Annotated in this window: 21 protein-coding genes; 6 read left to right on the top strand and 15 right to left on the bottom strand. The window is 70.8% G+C overall.

Translation table 11 applies throughout. The annotated features are described in order from the left end of the window. Window positions 1–132: 132 nt before the first annotated feature. Window positions 133–1,113 (bottom strand): cytochrome c oxidase assembly protein, encoded by a 981-nt coding sequence (locus EXU32_RS05615; protein WP_242612896.1) that lies wholly within the window; start codon window positions 1,111–1,113, stop codon window positions 133–135. 869 nt (window positions 1,114–1,982) lie between these two features. On the opposite strand from EXU32_RS05615, the gene EXU32_RS05610 reads away from it, so the two are divergent. The 3 genes from EXU32_RS05610 to EXU32_RS05600 all read left to right on the top strand — a co-directional run bounded on the left by EXU32_RS05610 (window position 1,983) and on the right by EXU32_RS05600 (window position 4,605). Continuing rightward, the gene (locus tag EXU32_RS05610) at window positions 1,983–2,996 is read left to right on the top strand and encodes a methionine ABC transporter ATP-binding protein (protein WP_130629010.1); all 1,014 of its coding nucleotides are present in this window, start codon (window positions 1,983–1,985) and stop codon (window positions 2,994–2,996) included. Further along, window positions 2,993–3,688 carry a methionine ABC transporter permease gene (locus EXU32_RS05605; protein WP_130629009.1) on the top strand — a complete coding sequence of 232 codons (696 nt, stop codon included), beginning with the start codon at window positions 2,993–2,995 and terminating at the stop codon, window positions 3,686–3,688. Before EXU32_RS05610 ends, EXU32_RS05605 begins: the two co-directional genes overlap by 4 nt. 68 nt (window positions 3,689–3,756) lie before the next feature. Further along, window positions 3,757–4,605 (top strand): MetQ/NlpA family ABC transporter substrate-binding protein, encoded by an 849-nt coding sequence (locus tag EXU32_RS05600; protein ID WP_130629008.1) that lies wholly within the window; start codon window positions 3,757–3,759, stop codon window positions 4,603–4,605. Between the two features lie 176 nt (window positions 4,606–4,781). Here EXU32_RS05600 and EXU32_RS05595 read toward each other — a convergent pair whose 3' ends face one another. The 5 genes from EXU32_RS05595 to EXU32_RS05575 all read right to left on the bottom strand — a co-directional run bounded on the left by EXU32_RS05595 (window position 4,782) and on the right by EXU32_RS05575 (window position 8,980). Next, on the bottom strand, window positions 4,782–5,426 hold the full coding sequence (locus tag EXU32_RS05595) for an NUDIX hydrolase (protein WP_165399587.1): 645 nt from the start codon (window positions 5,424–5,426) through the stop codon (window positions 4,782–4,784). Beyond that, window positions 5,423–6,643 carry an AI-2E family transporter gene (locus tag EXU32_RS05590; protein WP_242612895.1) on the bottom strand — a complete coding sequence of 407 codons (1,221 nt, stop codon included), beginning with the start codon at window positions 6,641–6,643 and terminating at the stop codon, window positions 5,423–5,425. Before EXU32_RS05590 ends, EXU32_RS05595 begins: the two co-directional genes overlap by 4 nt. A gap of 10 nt (window positions 6,644–6,653) precedes the next feature. Continuing rightward, entirely contained in the window at window positions 6,654–7,067 is a 414-nt protein-coding gene (nusB, locus tag EXU32_RS05585) for a transcription antitermination factor NusB (RefSeq protein ID WP_130629007.1), read from the bottom strand. Next, complete coding sequence (gene efp / locus EXU32_RS05580) at window positions 7,068–7,628, bottom strand: elongation factor P (RefSeq protein ID WP_130629006.1); 561 nt, start codon at window positions 7,626–7,628, stop codon at window positions 7,068–7,070. A gap of 86 nt (window positions 7,629–7,714) precedes the next feature. Further along, entirely contained in the window at window positions 7,715–8,980 is a 1,266-nt protein-coding gene (locus tag EXU32_RS05575) for a lipase family protein (RefSeq protein WP_130629005.1), read from the bottom strand. A gap of 47 nt (window positions 8,981–9,027) precedes the next feature. On the opposite strand from EXU32_RS05575, the gene EXU32_RS05570 reads away from it, so the two are divergent. Beyond that, window positions 9,028–10,590 (top strand): FMN-binding glutamate synthase family protein, encoded by a 1,563-nt coding sequence (locus EXU32_RS05570; RefSeq protein WP_130629004.1) that lies wholly within the window; start codon window positions 9,028–9,030, stop codon window positions 10,588–10,590. On the opposite strand, the gene EXU32_RS05565 is transcribed toward EXU32_RS05570, so the two are convergent. Then, window positions 10,583–11,386: an ABC transporter permease gene (locus EXU32_RS05565; protein ID WP_130629003.1), complete on the bottom strand. Its 804-nt coding sequence runs from the start codon at window positions 11,384–11,386 to the stop codon at window positions 10,583–10,585. The two genes, EXU32_RS05570 and EXU32_RS05565, sit on opposite strands and share 8 nt — an antisense overlap. Next, entirely contained in the window at window positions 11,383–12,279 is an 897-nt protein-coding gene (locus tag EXU32_RS05560) for an ABC transporter ATP-binding protein (RefSeq protein WP_130629002.1), read from the bottom strand. Before EXU32_RS05560 ends, EXU32_RS05565 begins: the two co-directional genes overlap by 4 nt. A 143-nt stretch (window positions 12,280–12,422) precedes the next feature. Between EXU32_RS05560 and EXU32_RS05555 the strand changes: the two genes are divergently transcribed. Both EXU32_RS05555 and EXU32_RS05550 read left to right on the top strand, forming a co-directional pair. Next, window positions 12,423–13,631, top strand: coding sequence for a sensor histidine kinase (locus EXU32_RS05555; protein WP_130629001.1), 1,209 nt, complete (start codon window positions 12,423–12,425; stop codon window positions 13,629–13,631). Further along, window positions 13,628–14,317, top strand: a complete 690-nt coding sequence (locus tag EXU32_RS05550; RefSeq protein ID WP_130629000.1) for a response regulator — start codon at window positions 13,628–13,630, stop codon at window positions 14,315–14,317. The genes EXU32_RS05555 and EXU32_RS05550 overlap by 4 nt, the downstream gene beginning before the upstream one ends. A 6-nt stretch (window positions 14,318–14,323) precedes the next feature. On the opposite strand, the gene aroB is transcribed toward EXU32_RS05550, so the two are convergent. The 7 genes from aroB to alaS are packed head-to-tail and all read right to left on the bottom strand — an operon-like array spanning window position 14,324 to window position 22,341. Next, on the bottom strand, window positions 14,324–15,394 hold the full coding sequence (gene aroB, locus EXU32_RS05545) for a 3-dehydroquinate synthase (RefSeq protein ID WP_130628999.1): 1,071 nt from the start codon (window positions 15,392–15,394) through the stop codon (window positions 14,324–14,326). Beyond that, entirely contained in the window at window positions 15,391–15,903 is a 513-nt protein-coding gene (locus EXU32_RS05540) for a shikimate kinase (protein ID WP_130628998.1), read from the bottom strand. Before EXU32_RS05540 ends, aroB begins: the two co-directional genes overlap by 4 nt. Beyond that, the gene (gene aroC / locus EXU32_RS05535) at window positions 15,900–17,129 is read right to left on the bottom strand and encodes a chorismate synthase (RefSeq protein WP_130628997.1); all 1,230 of its coding nucleotides are present in this window, start codon (window positions 17,127–17,129) and stop codon (window positions 15,900–15,902) included. The genes EXU32_RS05540 and aroC overlap by 4 nt, the downstream gene beginning before the upstream one ends. Window positions 17,130–17,164: 35 nt before the next feature. Then, a complete protein-coding gene (locus tag EXU32_RS05530) occupies window positions 17,165–17,995 on the bottom strand; it encodes a shikimate dehydrogenase (RefSeq protein ID WP_130628996.1) in 831 nt (276 codons plus the stop codon). Continuing rightward, on the bottom strand, window positions 17,989–19,140 hold the full coding sequence (mltG, locus tag EXU32_RS05525) for an endolytic transglycosylase MltG (RefSeq protein WP_130628995.1): 1,152 nt from the start codon (window positions 19,138–19,140) through the stop codon (window positions 17,989–17,991). The genes EXU32_RS05530 and mltG overlap by 7 nt, the downstream gene beginning before the upstream one ends. Beyond that, a complete protein-coding gene (gene ruvX, locus EXU32_RS05520; RefSeq protein WP_130628994.1) occupies window positions 19,137–19,667 on the bottom strand; it encodes a Holliday junction resolvase RuvX in 531 nt (176 codons plus the stop codon). The genes mltG and ruvX overlap by 4 nt, the downstream gene beginning before the upstream one ends. Next, a complete protein-coding gene (alaS, locus tag EXU32_RS05515) occupies window positions 19,660–22,341 on the bottom strand; it encodes an alanine--tRNA ligase (RefSeq protein ID WP_130628993.1) in 2,682 nt (893 codons plus the stop codon). Before alaS ends, ruvX begins: the two co-directional genes overlap by 8 nt. Window positions 22,342–22,513 lie beyond the last annotated feature (172 nt).

Raw genomic sequence — 22,513 nt, 5'->3', positions numbered from 1 at the left:
AGCCCAGGACCTCGGCAGGTGCCCACCCAGCACTGGTCGAGGACTGCCGTCACACCGGATGGTCATCGGTCGGCGTTCGGTCGGTGATCGTTTCGCGACAGACATCCCGCATGGGTTCCCCGACGGGCAGGCTCATGGGCGCTGGTACTTCTCCTCGTGCTGGCGCAGCCGCTCCAGATAGGCGTTGTAGGCGTCCAGTTGTGGGGTCGCCTGCTCGGCGTCGGTCAGGGCTGATTGCCGCGCCTCAGCACGCTGCCATCCCGCCATGATGAACAACAGGATCAGCAGGGACGGCAATTCTCCGTATGCCCAGGCCAAGCCCCCGGCGAGGTACTGGTCCCTGATCGGATCGATGTTCCAGCTGTCCGGTGCAGTCGCGAACAAATCCACCATCGGTGCCGGAGACATCATCACGATGACCCCGAAGAAGGCGTGCAACGGCATCTCGGAGAAGGCATCGATCACTCGCCAGCCGTGACTCTTCTTCACCGGCAGAGGGTCGGCCGAGATCAGTGGGACAGTGAAGAGGAGCCCCGAGACCAGGAACAGCAATTCCAAGCTCACGTGGCCGTACCAGTTCGGTAGCAGCAGATCACCGATGTCGCTGAAGTAGATCCCGTAGAAATTGAACAGAAACAGCGGAACCGTGAAGGCAGGATGGATCAAAAACCGTCCCAGCCGAGACCGCAAACCAAAGAATGCCAACCGCAACACCAGGCGGCCCGGTCCCCGATGTGGCGTAGCCCGTAGCAGCAGCGTCCCCGGACTGCCCAGAGCCAAGAATGCAGGGATGCCCAGCATCAAGGTGAGTTGCTGAAACATGAAGACGGAGAACATCCGTAACCCGTAGCCCTCGATCCCGGCGCCCATGATCACCATGATCGCGCCACACCCGAGGAGGAAGGACAGACACCGCCATACCGGCCACCGCCGGCCCGATGTCCAGAGCCGGACCGCCCCAGCCACGTAGAGCATGCCCATCAGCAGAGCTATGGCCGGAATGAGTGGCACAGGCTGCAGCGTGGGGGAGAGAAGAGTGTCCAAGCTCGGCGGGGCGGTCGGTACCCACGCCGGTCCGGTGATCACCGATTCATCGATCGAAGCGAGCAGCATGATCTCAGGCTGCGCTCTTGGCCGGTGCAGCCGCTTCGACGAGCGCCGGCTGTTCGGTGGGCGTGGCTGGGCCGACCGCCACCGTCGAGGAGGCCGGTGTCGTCGCGCCCTTGTCACCGCTCGATGGATGACCTCGAGTGACCTCCACCGCACCCACGGTGGTTCTCTCGGCCTTCGACGTCCTGTTGGGCGTGACTGTGTTGCACACGTTCGGTTGGTCCTGTCCTTCGTCAGTGGTGACGGATGGGTCTCGGCACTGCGGTGAGCAGCCGGTGCAGAAGTGGGAACATTCGATGGGCACAGAATGTCGAAGGCACACACCATTGCTGCATGTCGGTCGACCTGTACCACTGTATCGACCGCCCAGGAGCAGGTGGCCCTCCCACCAGCCCCAGCGCCGCACATGCTCCTCCAGCACGTGCCGGAGGAAGTGGGATCGCCGCCCTGCAGGCACGTCCCGGGGGTTGCACCGGCCACCGGGGAGGACCGCGCCTCGACCGGTGCCGCACCCACCAGCGTGCGGCCGACTCGCGCACATCCGGTTCGAGCGGACCGAGCAGGAACCCGGGTCCGGTCGCCGAGGGACTCGTCTTCTGCTGACCGGCAGCGGCTCGCGTCGCCAGGTACGACCGCTCGGCCCGCTCGGCCGCCCGTCGCCCCTCGTCGGTGTCCGTGTGCACGTCCTGCGGACGCACGGAGCCGGAGCGCAGGTTGGCCTTCTCGCTCAGGTAGCGCAGGACCACGGCGGTGACGGCTGCGACGGGGACGGCGAGGAAGGCACCGACGATCGGGATGAACCCACCCTCCCATCCGTGGGAGACGCAATAGACATATCAACGTTTTGCTTATGGGAGATATAACTTCCTATTATTCAACTCGTGACCGAGACACCACCACTTCTGCGCCTGAGCGGCCTGCGCAAGGAGTTCCCCTCCGCGCGCGGCCCCGTGGTCGCGCTCGAGGACATCACCCTGTCCATCGCGCGCGGCTCGATCCACGGCATCGTCGGTCGCTCCGGCGCCGGCAAGTCGACCCTGATCCGCTGCCTCACCGGCCTCGAGCAGCCGACCTCCGGGACGGTCGACCTCGACGGGACCAACATCCCGGCACTCACCGGCGACGAGCTGCGCGCGGTCCGCCGCCGCTTCGGCATGGTCTTCCAGCACGCCAACCTGCTCGACTCGCGGTCGGCAGCGGACAACATCGGCCTCCCGCTGGAGATCGCCGGCTGGTCGGCCGCCGAGCGACGCGCCCGGGTCGCGGAGCTGCTCGACCTCGTCGGCCTCACCGACCGCGCGGACAACCACCCCGGCCAGCTCTCCGGTGGCCAGCAGCAGCGCGTCGGCATCGCCCGCGCCCTCGCCACCCGCCCCGACATCCTGCTGTGCGACGAGCCGACCTCCGCGCTGGACGCCGGCACCACCCGCCAGATCCTGGGCCTCCTGCGCGACCTGCGCGAGCGCCTCGGGATCACCGTCGTCATCATCACGCACGAGCCGTCGGTCGTCCGCGAGGTGTGCGACACCGTCACCCTGCTGGCTGACGGGAGGGTCCTGGAGTCCGGCGCCATCGGCGACGTCGTCGCCGACGCGGCCGGCCAGCTCCACCGGGACCTCGTCCCCCTTCCTCCTCTGCCGCTGGAGCACGACGGCGGCTACATCGAGGTCGCCCTCGGCGATACCCGCTCGGGCACGACGAGCGTCGACGCGGTCCTGGCCCTCCTGCGCGAAGGGGGCGTGCCCGCCGAGGTCGCCGCGGCCACCCTCGAGACGATCGGCGGACGCCGGGTCGGACGCATCCAGCTCGAGGTCGACCCGGCTCGCACCGGGGACGCGGTCCGCCTCCTCGAGGCCGCCCACCTCGCCCCGGAGGTCGCCGCATGATCGCGCTCACCACCCTGGCGGCCGAGGGCCGTTGGCTCGACAACCCGATCATCCAGCAGGCCGTGCCGACCGCCATCTGGGAGACCCTCGCGATGACGGTCGTCGCCGGCCTCCTCACCGCGCTCCTGGGGATCCCGCTCGGCGTGCTGCTCTTCACCACCTCCCCCGGCGGGACCGCTCCCAGCACCTTCCTCAACCGGGTGGTGGGGGCCGTCGTCAACATCGGACGGTCGCTGCCCTTCCTCATCCTGATGATCTCGATCATCCCCTTCACGCGGCTGGTCGTCGGGACCTCGATCGGCTGGCAGGCTGCCGTCGTGCCGCTGACCGTCGGGGCCATCCCCTTCTACGCGCGGCTCGTCGAGACGTCGCTGCGGGAGGTCTCGGCGGGCAAGGTCGAGGCCGTGACGATGATGGGCGCCAGCCGCGGCGAGCTCACCCGCAAGGTGCTGCTCCCCGAGGCCCGCTCGGGCCTCGTCGCCGGTCTCACCACGACCGTCATCGCGCTCATCGGCTACACGGCCATGGCCGGGGCCGTCGGGGGCGGCGGGCTCGGCGCCGTCGCCATGAGCTACGGCTACAACCGCTTCGAGTCCGACGTGATGATCGTCTGCGTCGTGCTCCTCGTCGTCATCGTGACGATCGTCCAGGTCGTCGGCGACATCGTCGCCCGCCGCCTCGACCGCCGCTGACCCGCACCCCGCTGACCCGCACCACTCCACCACACCCATGCCACCCCACCCACGTCGAAAGGACACCCATGTCCCCCTTCCGCTCCACCACCCGCGCCGCCGCGGTCATCGTCGTCACCTCCCTCGGCCTCTCGGCCTGCGGCCTGGCGGAGGGTGACTCCGAGGGCCCGACTGCCGACGACAAGGGCGTCACCACGATCACCGTCGGCGCCTCCCCGACCCCGCACGCCAAGATCCTCGAGTACGTCGACACGGAGCTGGCGCCGGCGGCCAAGATCGACCTCGACATCAAGACCTTCGACGACTACATCCAGCCCAATGTCCAGCTCTCCGAGGGCACGCTCGACGCGAACTACTACCAGCACCTCCCCTACTACGAGGAGCAGGTCGAGGACCGCGGGTACGACTTCGCGCACTACAAGGGCATCCACATCGAGCCCTTCGCGCTCTACTCGGACAAGGTCAAGGACGTCAAGGACCTGAAGTCCGGCGCCCAGATCGGCATCAACAACGACCCGTCCAACCAGGGTCGGGCCCTCCAGCTGCTCGCGGACAACGACGTCATCACCCTCAAGGAGGGCAAGGACGCGACCAACGCGACGATCTTCGACGTCGCGGACAACCCGAAGAAGCTGACCTTCAAGGAGACCGACCCGGCCCAGCTGGCTCGCTCCCTGCAGGACCTGGACGCCGCCGTCATCAACGGCAACTACGCCATCGAGGCGGACCTGTCGACCACGGACGCGCTCGTCGTCGAGGACGGCAAGGACAGCCCCTACGCCAACTTCCTCGCCGTGCAGAAGGCCAACGAGGACAACCCGGGCCTGAAGAAGCTCGACGAGCTGCTCCACTCCCCCGAGGTCAAGGCCTACATCGAGAAGACCTGGCCGAACGGCGAGGTCCTGCCCGCCTTCTGATCCTCCCCGGGTGCGGGTACTTCCCGTCGACGAGCTACCTGCGGGTACGACGGGCACCTCCCGACGGATGCGCCAGGAGAACCCCGGAAATTCGGGGTTCTCCTGGCGGTCGTCACCACAGCAGCCCGTCGTACCCGCAGGTAGGTCGAGCGAGGTGATCCGTCACGGCCGCCGGCTCACTGACGGAGGCGGGGACGCACCCCGGCTCGGTCGTCGCGCACCCCGGTGATGACCGGCTGCAGGGCCAGGACGCTCGCCAACGTGCCCAGGTCCCGCAGCTCCTCCAGCAGGACCCGCGTCGGCGTCATCAGCCGGACGTCCCCGGCGGCATGGTCGGCCAGCAGCGAGGTGATGGCCTCCCAGCAGGAGTCGACGGCCTCGCTCGTCAGGTGCACCGGCTGCGGCCCCTCGCGTTCGACCGGCAGCACGAAGAAGGCCACGTCGAAGCGCTTGGGCGCTCCCTCGGGGGTGACCCAGCAGTCCCACGGGAGCAGGTCGGTGGGGTCCGCGACGTACCCGGTCTCCTCGGCGAGCTCCCGGACCCCGGTGGCCAGCCGGGTGCGCACGAGCAGCTCGGCGTCGTCGGTCGTCCCGTCGAGACCGGACCAGCGACGCACGTGCTCGGCCACGACCGAATCGGGCAGCGGCAGCGCGGCTCCCACCACCTGATCGCTCGGGTCGCACCGACCGCCGGGGAAGACGACGACACCGGCGGCGAAGTCCATCGTCAGCTGGCGGTGCTGGACGAAGGCCTCCAGACCCTCCGGTCCGTCACGAAGGGGGATGACGCTCACCGCGGGCCGCGCGGGGACCGGGGTCACTCGACGACCGTGACCTCGTCCTCGGTGGCCTCGTCCTCCACCTGCTCGGCAGCGTCCTCGCCCTCGGCGGACTCGGCCTCGACCTCGTCCGCGGTCACGATGCCCGCCTTGAGGTTGGCCTGCTCGCTCAGGTACCGCAGGACCACGGCGGTGACGGCTGCGACGGGGACGGCGAGGAAGGCACCGACGATGCCGAAGATCGTGCTGCCGACCGCGACGGACAGCAGGATGATGCCCGCGTGCAGCTGCATCGAGCGGCCCTGGAGGAAGGGCTGGAGCACATTGCCCTCGATCTGCTGCACCGCGATGATCAGGATCAGGACGAAGAGCGCGGTCATCGGGCCCTGCGCGACGAGCGCCACGAGCACGGACAGGAAGCCGACCGCGAAGGCACCGACGATCGGGATGAACCCACCGAAGAAGGTGAGGATGGCCAGCGCGAAGGCCAGCGGGACACCGAGGACGAACAACCCGGTCCCGATGAGCACCGCGTCGACCGCGGAGACGAGCGCCTGGGTGCGGATGAACCCGCCGAGCGTGTTCCACGAGCGCGTGGCGACCTCGGTCAGGTGCGCACCGGTCCGCTCCCCCGCGACCCGCCGGACGAAGGGGAGGAACTGCGGCCCGTCCTTGATGAAGAAGAAGACGAGCACCAGCACGAGCACGAGGGTCACGACGGCCGAGCCGACCGCGGAGGCACCGGCGAGTGCACCGGAGGCGATCTGGCCGCTCTGGTCCTGCAGCCACGTGGTGGCGGACTTCACCGCGTCGTCGATCGTCGAGCTGTCGATGTTGAAGGGAGCCTGGGCCGCGCGGTCCTGCAGCTCGGTCAGCCCCTTGCTCGCCTGGCTGGCCAGGTCACCCGACTGGCTGACCAGGGACGGGGTGATCGCGCCGAGCACCCCGAAGAAGACGACGAGCGCCCCGAGGATGACCAGCGCCGCGGCGAGCGCCGCGGGTACGCCCTTGCTGCGCAGCCACCGGGTCGGGGGCCACAGGACGGTCGCGACGATGAGCGCCAGCATGACGGGGAAGACCCCGACCCAGAGCTTCGCGAGCAGCCACCACACGATGAAGGCCCCCGCTGCGACGAGCAGCAGTCGCAGCGACCAGCGCGCGAGCCAGGCGATCCCGTCGCCGATGACGGCGCCACGCTCGGGCGTGGTCGGGGTGGGTCGTGCATCGGGCATGGGTCGTGCATCAGGCGTCGTGCTCACGTGCAACTCCTCAGACGAGAGTGGGCTTGACCTCGACGATGCGGCCCAGCAGGCCGTTGACGAACTTCGGGGACTCGTCCGTGCTCAGCTCGGTGGCCAGGACGACGGCCTCGCTGACGGCGACCTGATCGGGGACGTCGTCGCTGAAGAGGATCTCCCAGGTGCCCAGCCGCAGGATGGCCCGGTCGACGTCGGGCATCCGGTCGAGGGTCCAGCCCTGGCTGTAGGTGGTCAGGGCGTCGTTGATGTCGTTCCAGTGCGCGACCACGCCGGTCACCGCGGTGACGGTGTACTCGTTGAGCGGCGCCGGGGTCACCGGCGTGACGACGCGATCGCGCGCGAGGTCACCGGCGTTGAGCCCGCGCGACTCCGCCTCGAAGAGCAGGTCGACGGCCCGACGCCGTGCCTTGGTGCGTGCTCCCACTCAGCTCACTCGACCGAGGTAGGAACCGTCGCGGGTGTCGACCTTGACCTTGGTGCCCTGCTCGAGGAAGAGGGGCACGGCGATCTCGGCGCCGGTCTCGAGCGTGGCCGGCTTGGTGCCGCCGGTCGAGCGGTCGCCCTGCAGGCCCGGCTCGGTGTAGGTGATCTCCAGGACCACGGACGCGGGCAGCTCGACGTAGAGGACGGTGCCCTCGTGACGGGCGATGACTGCTTCCTGGTTCTCCAGCATGTACTTCGCGGCATCGCCGACGACCTCGGGCGGGACCGGGATCTGGTCGTAGGTGTCGCCGTCCATGAAGACGAAGTCGGTGCCGTCGTTGTACAGGTACTGCATGTTGCGCTTGTCGACATTCGACGTCTCGACCTTGGTGCCGGCGTTGAAGGTCTTGTCGATCGTCTTGCCGCTGGTGACGTTCTTCAGCTTGGTGCGGACGAAGGCCGGGCCCTTGCCGGGCTTGACGTGCTGGAACTCCACGACGCTCCAGAGCTGGCCGTCGAGGTTGAGGACCATGCCGTTCTTGAGGTCATTCGTCGTTGCCACGTGTGTGCTCGCCTTCGCATTGTCAGGTCATCTGGTCTGTCGGCTCCCGCTGCTGCGCCGTGGGCGTGCGCGGGCCGCCCAGTATCCTAACCGGCCAGCGCCCCGGTCACCCACGCGCGGACCCGGGGGGCCGACTCCTCAAGTACCGAGATGTGGTCGGCGCCGGGGACGCGCACGTACTCCACGTCGGTGCCGCGCTCCCGCAGCTGCCTGGTGAGGGTGTCGCTGAGCAGCATCGGGACCGTGGAGTCCCGCGTGCCGTGGACGACGAGCACCGGCACGTGCGGGTGCAGCTCCGCGGCGTCGTTGGTGCCCACCGTGCGCCTGATCTTGCGCAGGTCGGCGTCCTCGGCGAGGAAGGTGCGCAGGTCCATGCCCCCGAAGGAGTCCTGCCCGAAGAGCTCGGCGATGCACCGGCTCTCCAGGTCGGGCAGGAGGGCCCGACCTCGGGGACTGACGACCTGCTCCAGCGGTACGTCCGACACGCGCGCCGCGGCGACCACCAGTGGCCCGAGGAAGGCCGAGCCCGACCCGGCGTCGGCGGCGGCCGCCTCCTCCTGCGGCGTCGCCCCTGCCGTCCCTGCGTCGTCGGTCATCTCGATGACCGCCCCCAGCTGGCTCGGGGGCGCCAGCGCGACGATCCCGGCGAGGTCCAGACCGGGCGAGTAGGCGTCGGTGAAGCGACTGGTGAAGAGGGCGGCCTGCCCGCCCTGCGAGTGCCCCATGGCCACCCAGCGGGGGGACAGGTCCGGGCTCAGCTCGTGGGCCGCGAGGACGATGTCGGTCAAGGCGGCTCCCGCGGACTGACCCATGAGGTAGGGGTGCGGCCCGGGCGTCCCGAGCCCCTCGTAATCGGTCCGCACGACGGCGTAGCCCTCCCCCACGAGGTCGGCCGTCGTCTGGTCCATCGCGGCCGTGTAGATGCCGGTCTGCTGGTCCACGAGGGAGCGAGACGGGGCGCAGTCATCGGCCATCCCCGTCGTGCCGTGGCCCCAGCTGATGACCGGCCACCCACCGTCGGGCGGCGTGCCCGAAGGGAGCGAGACCACCCCGGAGACCGCCACCGGCTCCCCCTTCGCGCTGGTCGAGCGGTACAGGACCAGGTGGGTGCTGCCACCGATCGTCGGCCCGTCGACGACGTGCCGTGACCAGATGAGCGTGCCGTGGCGTCCGGCGGCGAGCTGCTCGGCGCTCGCCTCGTAGAAGGCGGTGCCTGCCGGCCCGGTCGCGACCTCGGGCCCTGTCGGTGCCGAGTGGACCCGCCACACGAGCACCGCGACGACGAGGGCGATGACGAGCAGGACCGCGACCAGGACCCGGCGGCGCGGACGAGGGAGCGCGGAAGGGTTCACCCGGCGGATCCTCCCAGACGCGCATTGCAGGAGGCAGGATGGCGGGCATGAAGTCCACGTCCGCCCTCGCCCTGCTCGCCGCCGGAACCGCCGGCCTCGCCGCCCGAGACCTCCTGCAGAAGCAGCACTCGCTCAAGCGCAACTTCCCCGTGGTCGCCAACCTGCGCTACGTCCTGGAGAAGATCGGGCCCGAGCTGCGGCAGTACATCGTGACGAGCAACGACCAGGAGCGTCCGTTCAGCAGGGACCAGCGCTCGTGGGTCTACGCGTCGTCCAAGATGGAGAACAACTACGTCGGCTTCGGCACGGACAACGACATCGAGCAGGTCGAGGGCTACCCGATCTTCAAGCACCGCACCTTCTCCGACGTCTCGGCCTCGACCCCGACCCACCACGGCGAGGACACCCCGCTCCCCTGCGCCAAGGTGCTCGGCGCGGCCCGCGGCCGGCGCCACGCCTTCCGACCCCAGTCGGTCGTCAACATCTCCTCGATGAGCTTCGGCTCGCTCTCGGGCAACGCGGTCCACGCCCTCAACGAGGGCGCTCGGCTGGCCGGGTGCATGCAGCTGACGGGCGAGGGGTCCCTCTCCCCCTACCACCGGCAGGGCGGGGACCTGATCTTCCAGATCGGCACGGCCTACTTCGGCTGCCGCGACGAGGAGGGGCGCTTCGACCTCGACATGCTGAAGTCGGTCGTCGAGTCCGCCCCGGTCAAGGCGATCGAGATCAAGCTCAGCCAGGGCGCCAAGCCCGGCCTCGGGGGCATGCTCCCCGCGGCGAAGATCTCGCCCGAGATCGCCGAGACCCGCGGCATCAAGCAGGGCGAGGACTGCGCCAGCCCCTCCCGCCACACGGAGTTCGACGACATCGACTCCATGCTCGACTTCGTCGAGCGGCTCGCCGACGAGACCGGGCTGCCGATCGGGATCAAGTCCGCGGTCGGCGACCTGAACTTCTGGGAGGAGCTGGCCGACGCCATGGCCGACGGCTCACGCGGCGTCGACTACATCGCCATCGACGGCGGCGAAGGGGGGACCGGCGCGGCTCCCCTCGTCTTCAGCGACGCGGTGGCCCTGCCCTTCAGGCTGGCCTTCACCCGGGTCTACGCGATCTTCGCCCGCGCCGGCCTGACCGACCGCGTGGTGTGGGTCGGCTCCGGCAAGCTGGGCCTGCCGGAGAATGCACTGATCGCCTTCGCCATGGGGGTCGACATGGTGCACGTCGCCCGCGAGGCGATGCTGGCCATCGGGTGCATCCAGGCGCAGAAGTGCCACACCGACCACTGCCCCACGGGGGTCGCCACGCAGAACCAGTGGCTCGCCCGCGGCCTCGACCCGACGCTGAAGGCGCAGCGGGTCAACAACTACATCCGCACCGTGCGCCGCGACCTGCTCAAGGTGTCGGAGGCCTGCGGTGTCTGGCACCCGGGCCTGCTGACGGTCGACGACGTCGACCTGCTCCTGGGCAACCGCAAGGCCACCCCGCTCGGCGAGGTCTACGGCTACGACCCCGGCTGGGGCCGGCTCGGCGACGAGGACGCGGCCGCGATCATCGACCTGATGAAGGGGACCGCGCCCTCGGGCGAGGACGAGGAGATCCCGACTACTTGATCTCGCGGGTGAGGATCCGGTAGCTGCCGATCACGAGCGGCAGGCCGACCCACATCGCGGAGCCCGTGGCCAGCTGCGCCCAGTTCTCCCCGGTCATCGTCCCCTCCGTGAGCGGGCCGGTGACGAGGTTGAGGTCGAGCCAGGTCGCGACCTGCGCCATCCGCTCGATCATCGCGGTGAGGATCGTCCAGACGGTCGGCAGCGCGAGACTGGCGACGATGGCGATCGGGGTGTTGAGGAAGGCCGCCCCGAAGGCGACGCCCTGCAGGGTGAAGACCAGTGCGGTGAGGACGACGCCGGCGAGCGAGATGCCGGTCAGGGTGAACTCCCCACCGGAGACGAGGGTCGCCAGCGCGGCGGCGCCGGCGCCGGCAGCCAGCAGGACGAGGCACAGGACGAGGGCGGCCACGACCTTCGCCGCGATGATCCGACCCCGCCGGGGCACGAGGGTGAAGGTGGCCAGGCCGGTCCGCTGGCTCCACTCCTGGGTCGCGGACATGATGCCCATGATCGGCAGGAGCAACATCAGGGGCATCGTGATGAAGCCGAGGAAGGTCGGGTACCGGTGGTCCTGCTCCTGCCCCCAGATGACCAGGCCGCCTGCGACGAGGAACCCGATCCCGGCCATGGTGATGAGCATCCACAGCCCGGCACGGGTGTCGACCATCTTGCGGACCTCGATGGCGGCCAGGCGGGCGAAGGGGACCCGGTCGCCGGAGACGTCGACCGGTGGTCGCGCGGCGCTCGCCCCGGTGGGCTGGGGTGCGGACTCGGTGGGTGCGGTGGTGGTGCTCATGCGGCAGTCCCCTCTCGGGACTCGGTGGCGGTCAGGGTGAGGAAGAGCTCCTCGAGGCCACCGGCGGAGCCGGAGGCGAGGTCGGTGAGGACGATGCGGGCGTCGAGCGCGATGCGGCCGACGGCCTCGCTGCTCGTCTGCGCGAGCAGCCCGGCGGCGCTCGAGGTGACCTCGACGCCCGCTCGGGTCAGTGCGTCGGCGAGCGCGGCATCATCGATGGAGCGCACGCGGGTGCCCTGCTGCTGGAGCAGCTCCTCGACCGTGCCCTCGGCGACGATGCGGCCGTTGCCGATGATGACCAGCTCGTCGGCGACGATCTGCACCTCGGAGAGCAGGTGCGAGGAGAGCAGCACGGTGCCGCCGCGGTCGGCGAAGCCGCGCAGCAGCCCGCGCATCCAGTGGATGCCCTGCGGGTCCAGCCCGTTGGCGGGCTCGTCGAGGATCAGCACCTCGGGATCGCCGATGAGGGCTGCGGCCAGGCCGAGACGCTGGCGCATCCCGAGGGAGTAGTTGCGCACCCGACGGCCGGCCTCCTTGTCGGTGAGGCCGACGGTGGCCAGACCGTGGGCCACGGCGGTCGGCCCGACACCGATGGTCCTGGCGGCGAGCGTCAGGACCTCCCTGCCGGTGCGTCCCGGGTGCTGCGCGGAGGCGTCCAGCATGACGCCGACGTGGCGACCTGGGTTGGGCAGCTCCCGGTAGCGGCGGCCGAGGACGAGCGCCTCGCCGGAGGTCGGCGGCGTGAGACCGGTCATCATCCGCATGGCGGTGGACTTGCCGGCTCCGTTGGGACCGAGGAACCCGGTGACGCTGCCCGGGCGGGCGGTGAAGGAGATGTCGTGGACGGCGGTGAAGTCGCCGTACCGCTTGGTGAGGTTGGTGGCCTTGATCATGTCCCCAACGATGCGTCCCCGAGGGCGAAGGGGGCATCGCCCCCAGGTCTCGACCGCACCCACGACTTTGGGAGGGGGGTCAGGAGCCGGTGCGCGACCTGAGGCGGATGCCGGGCGGCTCCCACGCCGCCTACGGTGGGGTCGTGACCTCCGCACCTGCCCTCGACGAGCGGCTCCCCGACCGCCTGACGTGGTGGGACACCACGTGGCGCGTCGGCCTCGCGCTGCTGCTGGGGCTGGTCTTCTGGGCCTTCACCGCCGCGCTCGTCTTCCCCGACCCCGACCAGGAGCCGGAGACCTGGCGAGGACTGTGGCTCGTCCTCGTCGACCCCCTGCTCGGTCTGGTCGCCGCGGGGTGCCTGCTGCTCCGCCGGCGCTGGCCCGTCGCCATCGCGACCATCACCACGCTGCTGACCGGAGCGTCGACGGTGGCCGCCGGCGCGCAGACCATCGCCCTGGCGTCCCTGGCCACCCGTCAGCGGTGGCGCGAGATCCTCCCTGTGGGCGCGCTCACCGTGGCCGCCGGCCTCTTCTCCGCGCGCATCATCTATCCCGAGCCCGGAACCGACTCGCTCCCGCTGTGGGCCGAGGCCCTCGTCAACGTGCTCGTCGTGGGCATCATCATCGCGGTCGGGTACTCCATCGGGTCGCGACGCGCCCTCGTGCGCTCCTGGGTGGAGCGGGCCCAGACCGCCGAGTCCGAGCAGCGCGCCCGGGTCGCCCAGGCACAGACCGCCGAGCGCAGCCGCATCGCCCGGGAGATGCACGACGTGCTTGCCCACCGGATCTCGCTGGTGACCATGCACTCCGGTCTCCTCAGCTATCGGCAGGACCTCCCCGAGGACGAGCGCCGCGCAGCCGTCACGGCCATCGACAGCAACGCCCGAGCCGCCCTGACCGACCTGCGTGCGGTCCTCGGGGTCCTGAGGGAGGACGACGAGGGCTCCCCCCTTCGCCCGCAGCGCACCCTCGCCGACCTGCCCGAGCTGCTCGACGACGTCCGGTCCGCCGGCACCCGGGTCAGCCTCGGTGAGGGTGGCCCGGACCTGACGACCCTTCCGGAGACGACGAGCCGGACCGCCTACCGCGTGATCCAGGAGGGGCTGACCAATGCCCGCAAGCACGCACCAGCCGCCACGGTGACCGTGCACCTCGCCGGTCGTCCCGGCAGCGAGCTGGAGGTGACGATCTCCAACCCGCGCTCCCTGAACCGCGATGCGGACCCGGTACCCGGTGCGGGGGTCGGGCTGCTCGGGCTGTCCGAGCGGGTGACCCTGGCGGGGGGACGGCTGTCGCACGGGTGGCACGGCGACGAGCACCGGCTGGCGGTGTGGCTACCGTGGGCCTCGTGAGCAGCCCGAGCAGCGACCCGATCTCCGTCGTCCTCGTCGACGACGACCCGATGGTGCGCACCGCCCTGTCGATGATCCTCGGGGGCGCGCCGGAGATCACGGTCGTCGCGCAGGCCCAGGATGGTCGCCAGGGCCTGTCGGTCATCGCCGAGCACTCCCCGGACGTCGTCCTCATGGACATCCGGATGCCGCGGCTCGACGGGTTGAGCGCCACCGACGAGCTGGTCCGCAGCGGCTCGCCGAGCAAGGTCATCATCCTCACCACCTTCGACGCGGACGACGACGTGATGCGCGCCCTGCAGCACGGCGCGGACGGGTTCCTGCTCAAGGACACTCCCCCGGACCGGCTGGTCGAGGCGGTGCGGCTCGTGGCGGCCGGGCAGTCGATCCTCTCCCCCAGCGTCACCACCTCGGTGCTGAACTCCGTGCGCACGGCCCGCGAGACCGCGACGAGCAGCACCCGTGAGGAGGCGCGCACCCGGCTGGCGCGACTGACCGACCGGGAGCTGGACGTGGCGCGAGCCGTCGGGTCGGGCCTGTCCAACGCCGAGATCTCGGGCCGGCTCTTCCTCAGCGTGGCGACGGTCAAGGCGCACGTCGGCCGGATCCTCGACAAGCTGGACGCCGACAACCGCGTGCAGGTGGCGATCACCGTGCACGAGGCCGAGCTCGACGCCCCTGCCTGAGCCCGCTCAGGCCAGGGCGGCGTAGGCCTCGCGCAGCAGCGACTCGTCGGGGCCCTCGAGGCGGCCCGGCTCGGCGAGGCCGTCGAGGACGACGAGGCGCAGGGTCGCCCCGCGGGTCTTCTTGTCCCGCCGCAGCGCGGCCAGCAGCTCGTCGAAGCCGGCCCTCGAGTAGGTCGTCGGCAACCCGAGCAGACCCAGGACGTAGCGGTGGCGCTCGAGCAGGGCGGCGTCGATGCGCCCGGTCCGGTGGGCGACCTCCGCGGCGTAGACCATGCCGATCGCCACCGCCTCGCCGTGCCGCATCCGGTAGCTCTCGTGGTGCTCGATGGCGTGGCCGAGAGTGTGTCCGTAGTTGAGGATCTCGCGCAGGTGCGACTCGCGCAGGTCGGCAGCCACGACCTTGGCCTTGACGGCGATCTTGCGCTCGATGACCTCGCGCAGCGCAGCCGACCCGGGGTCCTGGACGGCCGACTGGTCCGCCTCGACGATCTCGAGGATGCGCGGGTCGGCGATGAAACCACCCTTGACGACCTCGGCGAGCCCGGCGGACAGGTCCGCGGGCGGCAGCGTGGCCAGGTGGCCCAGGTCGCACAGGACGGCGGCAGGGGTGTGGAAGGCCCCGACGAGGTTCTTGCCCTCGGCCGTGTTGACCCCCGTCTTGCCGCCCACCGCGGCATCGACCATGCCGAGCACGGTCGTCGGCACGTGCACGACGGGGACACCCCGCAACCACGCGGCGGCGGCCCAGCCGCCGAGATCGGTGACGCTGCCGCCGCCCACCGCGACGACCGCGTCGCTGCGGGTGAAGCCGGCCTGGCCCATCGTCGCCCACAGCCCGGCGGCGACGGTGACGGTCTTGGCCGCCTCCGCGTCGGGGACCGCTGCGACGTGGACCTCGAGGCCGGCCGCACGCAGTGCGGTGATCACCGGCGCCGCGAGCGAGGCGAGTGGCTCGCCGTGGACGACGAGCACCCTGGCCACGCCCTGCGGGAGCACCTCGGCCACCCGGGCGGAGACGCCGTGGCCGACGAGGACGTCGTAGTCCTCCCCCACCGGGATGGTCGTGACCTCACTCATGCGTCCTCCAGCCGGGCCAGTGCCTCGGTGACGACGTCGTCGACCCCACGGCCCGCCGTGTCCACCCGGAGGGTGGCCAGCGACTCGTAGGTCGGGCGACGGGCGTCCATCGTCCTGATCCAGCTCTGCCTCGGGTTGACCGACAGCAGCGGCCGGCTCTTGTCGAAGCCGATCCGCTTGGCGGCGTCGGCGATGCCGACGTCGAGGAAGAGCACCGTGTGACCCTGCAGCGCGTCGGTCACCGCGGGGATCATCGGAGCCCCACCACCGAGCGCGAGGACGATGCCGTCCTCACGCAGGGCATCGAGCACGGCGCGCTCCTCCGCCGCCCGGAAGTAGTCCTCGCCGGACTCGACGAAGAGGTCGGAGACGCTGCGCCCCTCACGCTCCTCGACGAGCGCGTCGGTGTCGACGAGCCGTCGGTCCAGACGCTGCGCGATCCCTCGGGCGATCGTCGACTTGCCGACCCCGGGAGGACCGATGACGACGACGAAGGGAGCCCCGCTCACGCCTCCCACGTCCGCATCAGCTCGGGGATCGACTCGAGGTAGGAGCGGTGGTTGCGGGCCGTCTCGGCGACCGAGTCACCGCCGAACTTCTCGACGCAGGCCTCGGCGAGGACCAGCGCGACCATCGCCTGGGCGACGACCCCTGCCGCCGGGACCGCACACACGTCGGAGCGCTGGTGGATCGCGGTCGCCGGGTCGGTCCCGGCCACGTCGACGGTCTCCAGGGCGCGCGGGACGGTGCTGATCGGCTTCATCGCGGCGCGCACCCGCAGCACGTCACCGGTGCTCATCCCCCCTTCGGTCCCTCCGGCACGACCCGTGCGCCGGTGGATGACACCGTCGGCGTCACGCTCCATCTCGTCGTGGGCCGCCGACCCGCGGCGGCGTGCGGTGGTGAAGCCGTCACCGACCTCGACCCCCTTGATGGCCTGGATGCCCATGAGCGCCCCGGCCAGGCGGGCATCGAGCCGCCGGTCCCAGTGGACGTGGCTGCCCAGCCCTGGCGGCAGGTCGTAGGCCAGCACCTCGACGACGCCGCCGAGGGTGTCGCCGTCCTTCTTGGCCGCCTCGATCTGCGCGACCATCGCGTCGGTGCCCGCGCGGGTCATCGCCCGCACGGGGTTGGCGTCGAGCGCGTCGACATCGTCGGGTGTGGGCAGCGGCCCGTCGGCGGGCGCCTCACCCTCACCGATCGCGACGGTGTGCGCGACGAGGCGGATGCCGTAGGCCTGCTCGAGGAAGCGCTCGGCGATCTCACCGAGGGCGACCCTCGCCGCGGTCTCGCGGGCGGAGGCGCGCTCGAGGATCGGTCGGGCCTCGTCGAAGCCGTACTTCTGCATGCCCACGAGGTCGGCGTGCCCGGGCCGCGGGCGAGTCAGCGGACGGTTGCGGGCGATCTCCTTCTCGGCACCGATGTCGTCGGCGGCGGCCAGGGCTTCGCTCTCGACGGGGTCGGCGCCCATGACCGTCTCCCACTTGGGCCACTCGGTGTTGCCGATCATCACGGCCAGCGGCGAGCCGAGGGTGCTCCCGTGCCGCACCCCGCCGAGGAAGGTCACCGTGTCCTGCTCGAACTTCATCCGGGCGCCACGGCCGTACCCGAGGCGCCGCCTGGCGAGGGCAGCAGCCACGTCCGAGGTCCTCACCTCGACCCCGGCGGGCAGCCCTTCGAGGGTCGCCACGAGGGCTTGGCCGTGCGACTCACCAGCGGTCAACCAACGCAACATGGGCGCAATCCTCGCACTTCGGTCGTGGGGCCCCGTCAGGCGTCCGGGGTGTGGCCCAGCGCCGCTCGCCCTGCCGACTGCATCGCCTCGACCGGCGCGGGCGTCCCGGTGAAGAGCTCGAACTGCCGCGCTGCCTGGTGGACGAGCATCTCGAGCCCGGAGACGATCGTCGCGCCGTGCTCGCGGGCCGCTCGCGCGAGCGGCGTCGGCCAGTCCGCGTAGACGACGTCGAGGAGGGTCACCCCGTGGAGGTCGGAACCCAGGTGCGCGGCGGCCGCGGTGTTGGCCGGTCCTGCGGGCACGGTGGAGACGATCGCGGCGTCGCCCGTGCGGGACCAGTCGGCCAGCGGCACGACCAGCAGCTCGACGTCCGCGACCCGCCGCAGCTCCTCGGCCCGCTCGGGCGTCCGGGCCGCGACCGTGATGCGGGTGGCGCCGAGGGCGACGAGGCCGAGCAGGGCGGAGCGGGCCGTGGCCCCCGACCCCACGACCGTCGCCGACGTGATGCCTCGGGCGCCCGCCTCCGCCAGCGACCGGGCCACCCCGTGCACGTCGGTGTTGTCGCCGGCCCAGCCGGCGTCGGTGCGCACGAGCGTGTTGATCGCTCCCGCCCGGAGTGCGAGGTCGCTCACCTCGTCCGCGATGTCGAAGGCCGCCACCTTGAGCGGCATCGTCAGGCTGAGCCCGCGCCAGGACTCGTCCAGCCCGGCGACGAAGGGGGCCAGTCCCCCTTCGTCGACCTCGTGGGCGGTGTAGTCCCACGCCGGCAGCGCCGCCGCCGCGTAGCCCGCACGGTGCAGCGTCGGCGACAGCGAGTGGGCGATCGGTGAGCCGAGGACGCCCGCGTGCCGGGTCCCGCTCAGCACCGGTCCTGGTTGTCGGCGCACCACTGGTCGAACTCCTTGGCGTTGTTGTCGTGCTCACGCTGGGTGGAGGCGAACTTGGTCTCGCCCGTGTCGGGGTTGACCGTGACGAAGAAGAGCCAGTTGCCCGGATCCGGGTTGCCGGCTGCCTTGATGGCCTCGCCGCCCGGGTTGTTGATCGGTCCCGGGGGCAGCCCGACCTGCTTGTAGGTGTTGTACGGGCTGTCGCTGGCACGCATCTCGTCCGTCGTGCCGGCCTTGCCGCGTCCCTGGAAGATGTAGTGGACGGTGCTGTCCATGTTGAGCATGCCGACCGTCGGCCCGTTGACGTCCTTGAGGCGGTTCTCGATGACCCGGGCCACCTTGCCCCGGTCGGCCGCACCGGACTCCCCCTCGACGATGGACGCGACGATGAGCGTGCGCTCCCACTTGTCCTTGGCGACGCCGGCCTCGGTGAGGTGGTCACTCGTCATGGCGATCATCGTGTTCAGCTGGGCGACGGCAGTCGTGCCCTTCTCGAACTCGTAGGTCGACGGGAAGAGCCATCCCTCGACGTCGCCGCCTGCCTCCTCGGGCAGCTTGAGCTTGGGGGACTTCTCCGCCTTCTCGTACTCGGAGACCGGGGTGCCGGTGCCCTTGGAGAGCTTGGCGTAGATCTCCGAGCGCCACAGACCCTCGGGGATGGTGATGCCCTTGGCGACCCGGTTGGCGGGGTCGAGGAGGCGCTCGAAGGCGTCCGCCGCCGGCATCTCCTTGAGCATCTCGTAGGTGCCGGGCTGGATCGAGGCCGCCTTGTCCGGCTGGGCCATCGCAACCTCGGTGAAGCTGCTCGTCGACTTCACGACCCCCGCCTCGACCAGCGTCTCACCGATCGCGGAGCCAGCCATGCCCGAGGTGATGTCGACCTCGACCGACCCGCGTCCCGGCCCCTCGAAGTCCTTGGGCCCGGAGCCACCCGGGACGAGTGACCGCAGCGAGCCGAAGGCGAAGAAGATCGCGACCAGCACGACGGCCGCGGCGAGGATCATCGCCAGACAGCCCGCGCCTCCGCGCCGAGACGACCGCGCCTCACTGGCCCGCCGATGACGACGGCTGTGCCGTGCGTCTGCCGACTCCTCGTCGAAGATGTCCTCGTGCAGGTCGCTCATACGTCCTTGCCCTTCAGCGGTGTGCGTCGGCGCGGCCGACCGACCCGTTCCCCGGGGGGTCTACCGGTTGCGCGCTCCGTGTCCAGCGCAGTCTGCAGGATCAGCACGGCTGCTGCCTGATCAACGACCTCGCGGTGACGTCGACCATCCAGTCCGCTCTCTCGCAGGCCTCGATGAGCATCCACCGTGGTGAGCCTCTCGTCCACCAGGCGGATCGGCGTGTTGCCGATCGGTGCCTCGGCGAGGACCGACCGCAGGCGTCTGGCCCACGATCTCGCCTTGTCCGCGGCCGGTCCCTCGCTCCCGTCGAGGGAGCGAGGCAGACCGACGACGAACTCCATGGCGCCCAGGTCCGTGGCGATCTGCACCACCCGGTCGACGTCGCTGTCGTGCTCGAGATCACGCGGCACGGTCTCGACAGGTGTCGCGAGGAGTCCGGAGGGGTCGCTCGCGGCGACCCCGACGCGGGCCTGCCCCACGTCGATGCCGATCCGCACACCGCGGCGTGCGCCGCCTGCGTCAGGCACCGAGCTCTCGCTCGACGGCCGACAGCGCGTCCTCGACCTTGGCGGCGTCCTGGCCGCCGCCCTGGGCCAGGTCGTCCTTGCCACCGCCGCCGCCTCCGAGGACCTGGGCCGCGACCCGCACGAGAGCGCCGGCCTTGACCCCCTTCGCCCTCGCGGCCTCGTTGGTGGCGACGACGATCACGGGCTTGCCCGGACCGTCACCGGTGAGGGCCACCACGCTGGGCCGTTCCTCGCCCAGGCGGGCACGCGTGTCGGTGACCATCTGACGCAGGTCGTCGGGCGCGCCACCGGCGATGTGCCGGCCGACGAAGGTCACGCCAGCGACCTCACGCGCCGCGTCGGTGAGAGAGCCGGCCGAGGCCACGACCTGCTCACGACGCACCTTGTCCAGCTCCTTCTCCACCTCGCGCAGGCGGGCCACGAGCTCACCCACCCGCTCGGGCAGGTCGGCGGCAGGGGCCTTGATGATCGAGGACAGCTCGGCGACCAGCGCCCGCTCGGTCGCCAGGTGGGCCAGGGCGTTCATGCCGACGAAGGCCTCCAGCCGGCGCACGCCGGACCCGACCGAGGACTCGCCCGTGAGGGTGAGGGCCCCGATCTGGCTGGAGTGACGCACGTGGGTGCCGCCACACAGCTCGCGGGACCACTCGCCACCGATCTCGACGACCCGGACCTGCTCGCCGTAGGTCTCACCGAAGAGGGCGAGGGCACCGCGGTCGCGGGCCTCGGGCAGGGTCATCCAGTCGGCGGCGACCGGCAGGTCGTCACGGACGGCGAGGTTGGCGACGTGCTCGATCTCGGCACGCGTGTCGGCGGACAGGCCCTGGTTCCACGCGAAGTCGAGACGCAGGTAGCCCGGCTTGTTGTAGGAGCCGGACTGCAGCGCGGACGGGCCGAGCACCTGCCGCAGCGCCGCGTGGACCACGTGGGTGCCCGAGTGCGCCTGGCAGGCGTCGATGCGCCACTGCGGGTCGACCTCGGCGGATGCCTCGTCACCGACGCGGACGGGACCGTCGGCGACCTCGACGGAGTGGACGACGAGGCCCTTGACCGGACGCTGGACGTCGCGCACGACCAGGCGCGCGCCGTCGACGACGATGACACCGCCGTCGGCGACCTGACCGCCGGACTCGGCGTAGAAGCTCGTGCGGTCGAGCACGACCTCACCGGTCTGACCGGGCTCGAGCTCCTCCACGCGTGCGCCGTCGCGGACCAGACCGACGATCGAGCCCGTCGTCGTGAGCTCCTCGTAGGCGCGCCAGTCGGTGGCGCCGAGCGAGCGCAGGTCCTTCCACACCTCGGTGTTGGCGTGGCCGCCCTTCTTGGCCCTGGCGTCGGCCTTGGCCCGCTGGCGCTGCTCGTCCATGAGCCGCACGAAGCCGTCACGGTCGACCTTGAGCCCGTGCTCGGCCGCCATCTCCAGCGTGAGGTCGATCGGGAAGCCGTAGGTGTCGTGCAGCGCGAAGGCCTGCGCGCCGGCGAGGGTGTCGCCGCCGGCCTGCTTGGTCTTGCTCACGGCGGTGTCGAGGATGGTCGTGCCCGACACGAGGGTGCGCCGGAAGGCCTGCTCCTCGGCGTAGGCGATCTGGGCGATCCGGTCGAAGCCGGTGCGCAGCTCGGGGTAGGAGGCGCTCATCCGCTCCATCGAGACGGGCATCAGGTGAGGCAGCGCCGGCTCGTCGTAGCCCAGCAGCCGCATCGCCCGCACGGCGCGCCGCAGCATCCGGCGCAGGACGTAGCCGCGTCCCTCGTTGCCCGGGGTGACACCGTCGCCGATGAGCATCAGGGAGGAGCGCACGTGGTCCGCGACGACCCGCAGGTGCACGTCGTCGGGATGGGAGTCGCCCGCCGTCTGCCCCGACTGCGTGCCGTAGTCGCGGCCGGTCATCTCCGCGGCCTTCTCCAGCACGGGGTAGACCTCGTCGATCTCGTACATGTTGTCGACGCCCTGCAGGATGCTGGCCATGCGCTCCAGGCCCATGCCGGTGTCGACGCTCTGCGCGGGCAGCGGCCCGGCGACGTCGAAGTCCGTCTTGGACCGGACGGCGGAGAGCTCGTACTGCATGAAGACGAGGTTCCAGATCTCCATGAAGCGGTCCTCGTCGACCGCGGGGCCGCCGTCGACGCCGTACTCCTCGCCGCGGTCGTAGAAGATCTCGCTGCAGGGCCCGCCCGGTCCGGGGACGCCCATGTGCCAGTAGTTGTCCGCCTTGCCGCGGCGCACGATCCGCCCGGCCGGGATCGAGGTGATCTCCAGCCACAGCTGCTCGGCCTCGTCGTCGTCCTCGTAGACCGTGGCCCACAGGCGCTCGGGGTCCAGGCCGTAGCCCCCTTCGGGCTGGGAGGTCGTCAGCAGCTGCCAGGCGAAGGTGATCGCCTCGCGCTTGAAGTAGTCGCCGAAGGAGAAGTTGCCGTTCATCTGGAAGAAGGTGCCGTGGCGCGAGGTCTTGCCGACCTCGTCGATGTCGCCGGTGCGCACGCACTTCTGCACGCTCGTGGCGCGGTCGTAGGGTGCGGTCTCCTGCCCGGAGAAGTAGGGCTTGAAGGGCACCATGCCGGCGTTGACGAAGAGGAGGGTGGGGTCCTCGTGGATCAGCGGGGCCGAGGGGACGACGGTGTGTCCCTTGGCCTCGAAGAAGGTGAGCCAGCGGCGCCGGATCTCGGCAGTTTCCATGGGTGTCTCGTGTCCAATCGGTGCGTGTGCACGGGCAGGTGCGGGGATGACTCGGGCAGGAGCGAAGGGGGCGACCGGCGCGTCAGGCGCGGGCCGACCCCGAGATAGCTCGCCGCGCGGTGATCCGCCGCGGCCGTCCGAGGGGCGCAGTCATGGCCTCCACCTTACCCAC

It is taken from the genome of Janibacter limosus (assembly GCF_004295485.1).
GTDB classification, from domain to species: Bacteria; Actinomycetota; Actinomycetes; order Actinomycetales; family Dermatophilaceae; genus Janibacter; species Janibacter limosus_A.
The sequence above is the reverse complement of the archived record's forward strand: the minus strand, read 5'-3'. Positions and strand labels throughout refer to the sequence as shown.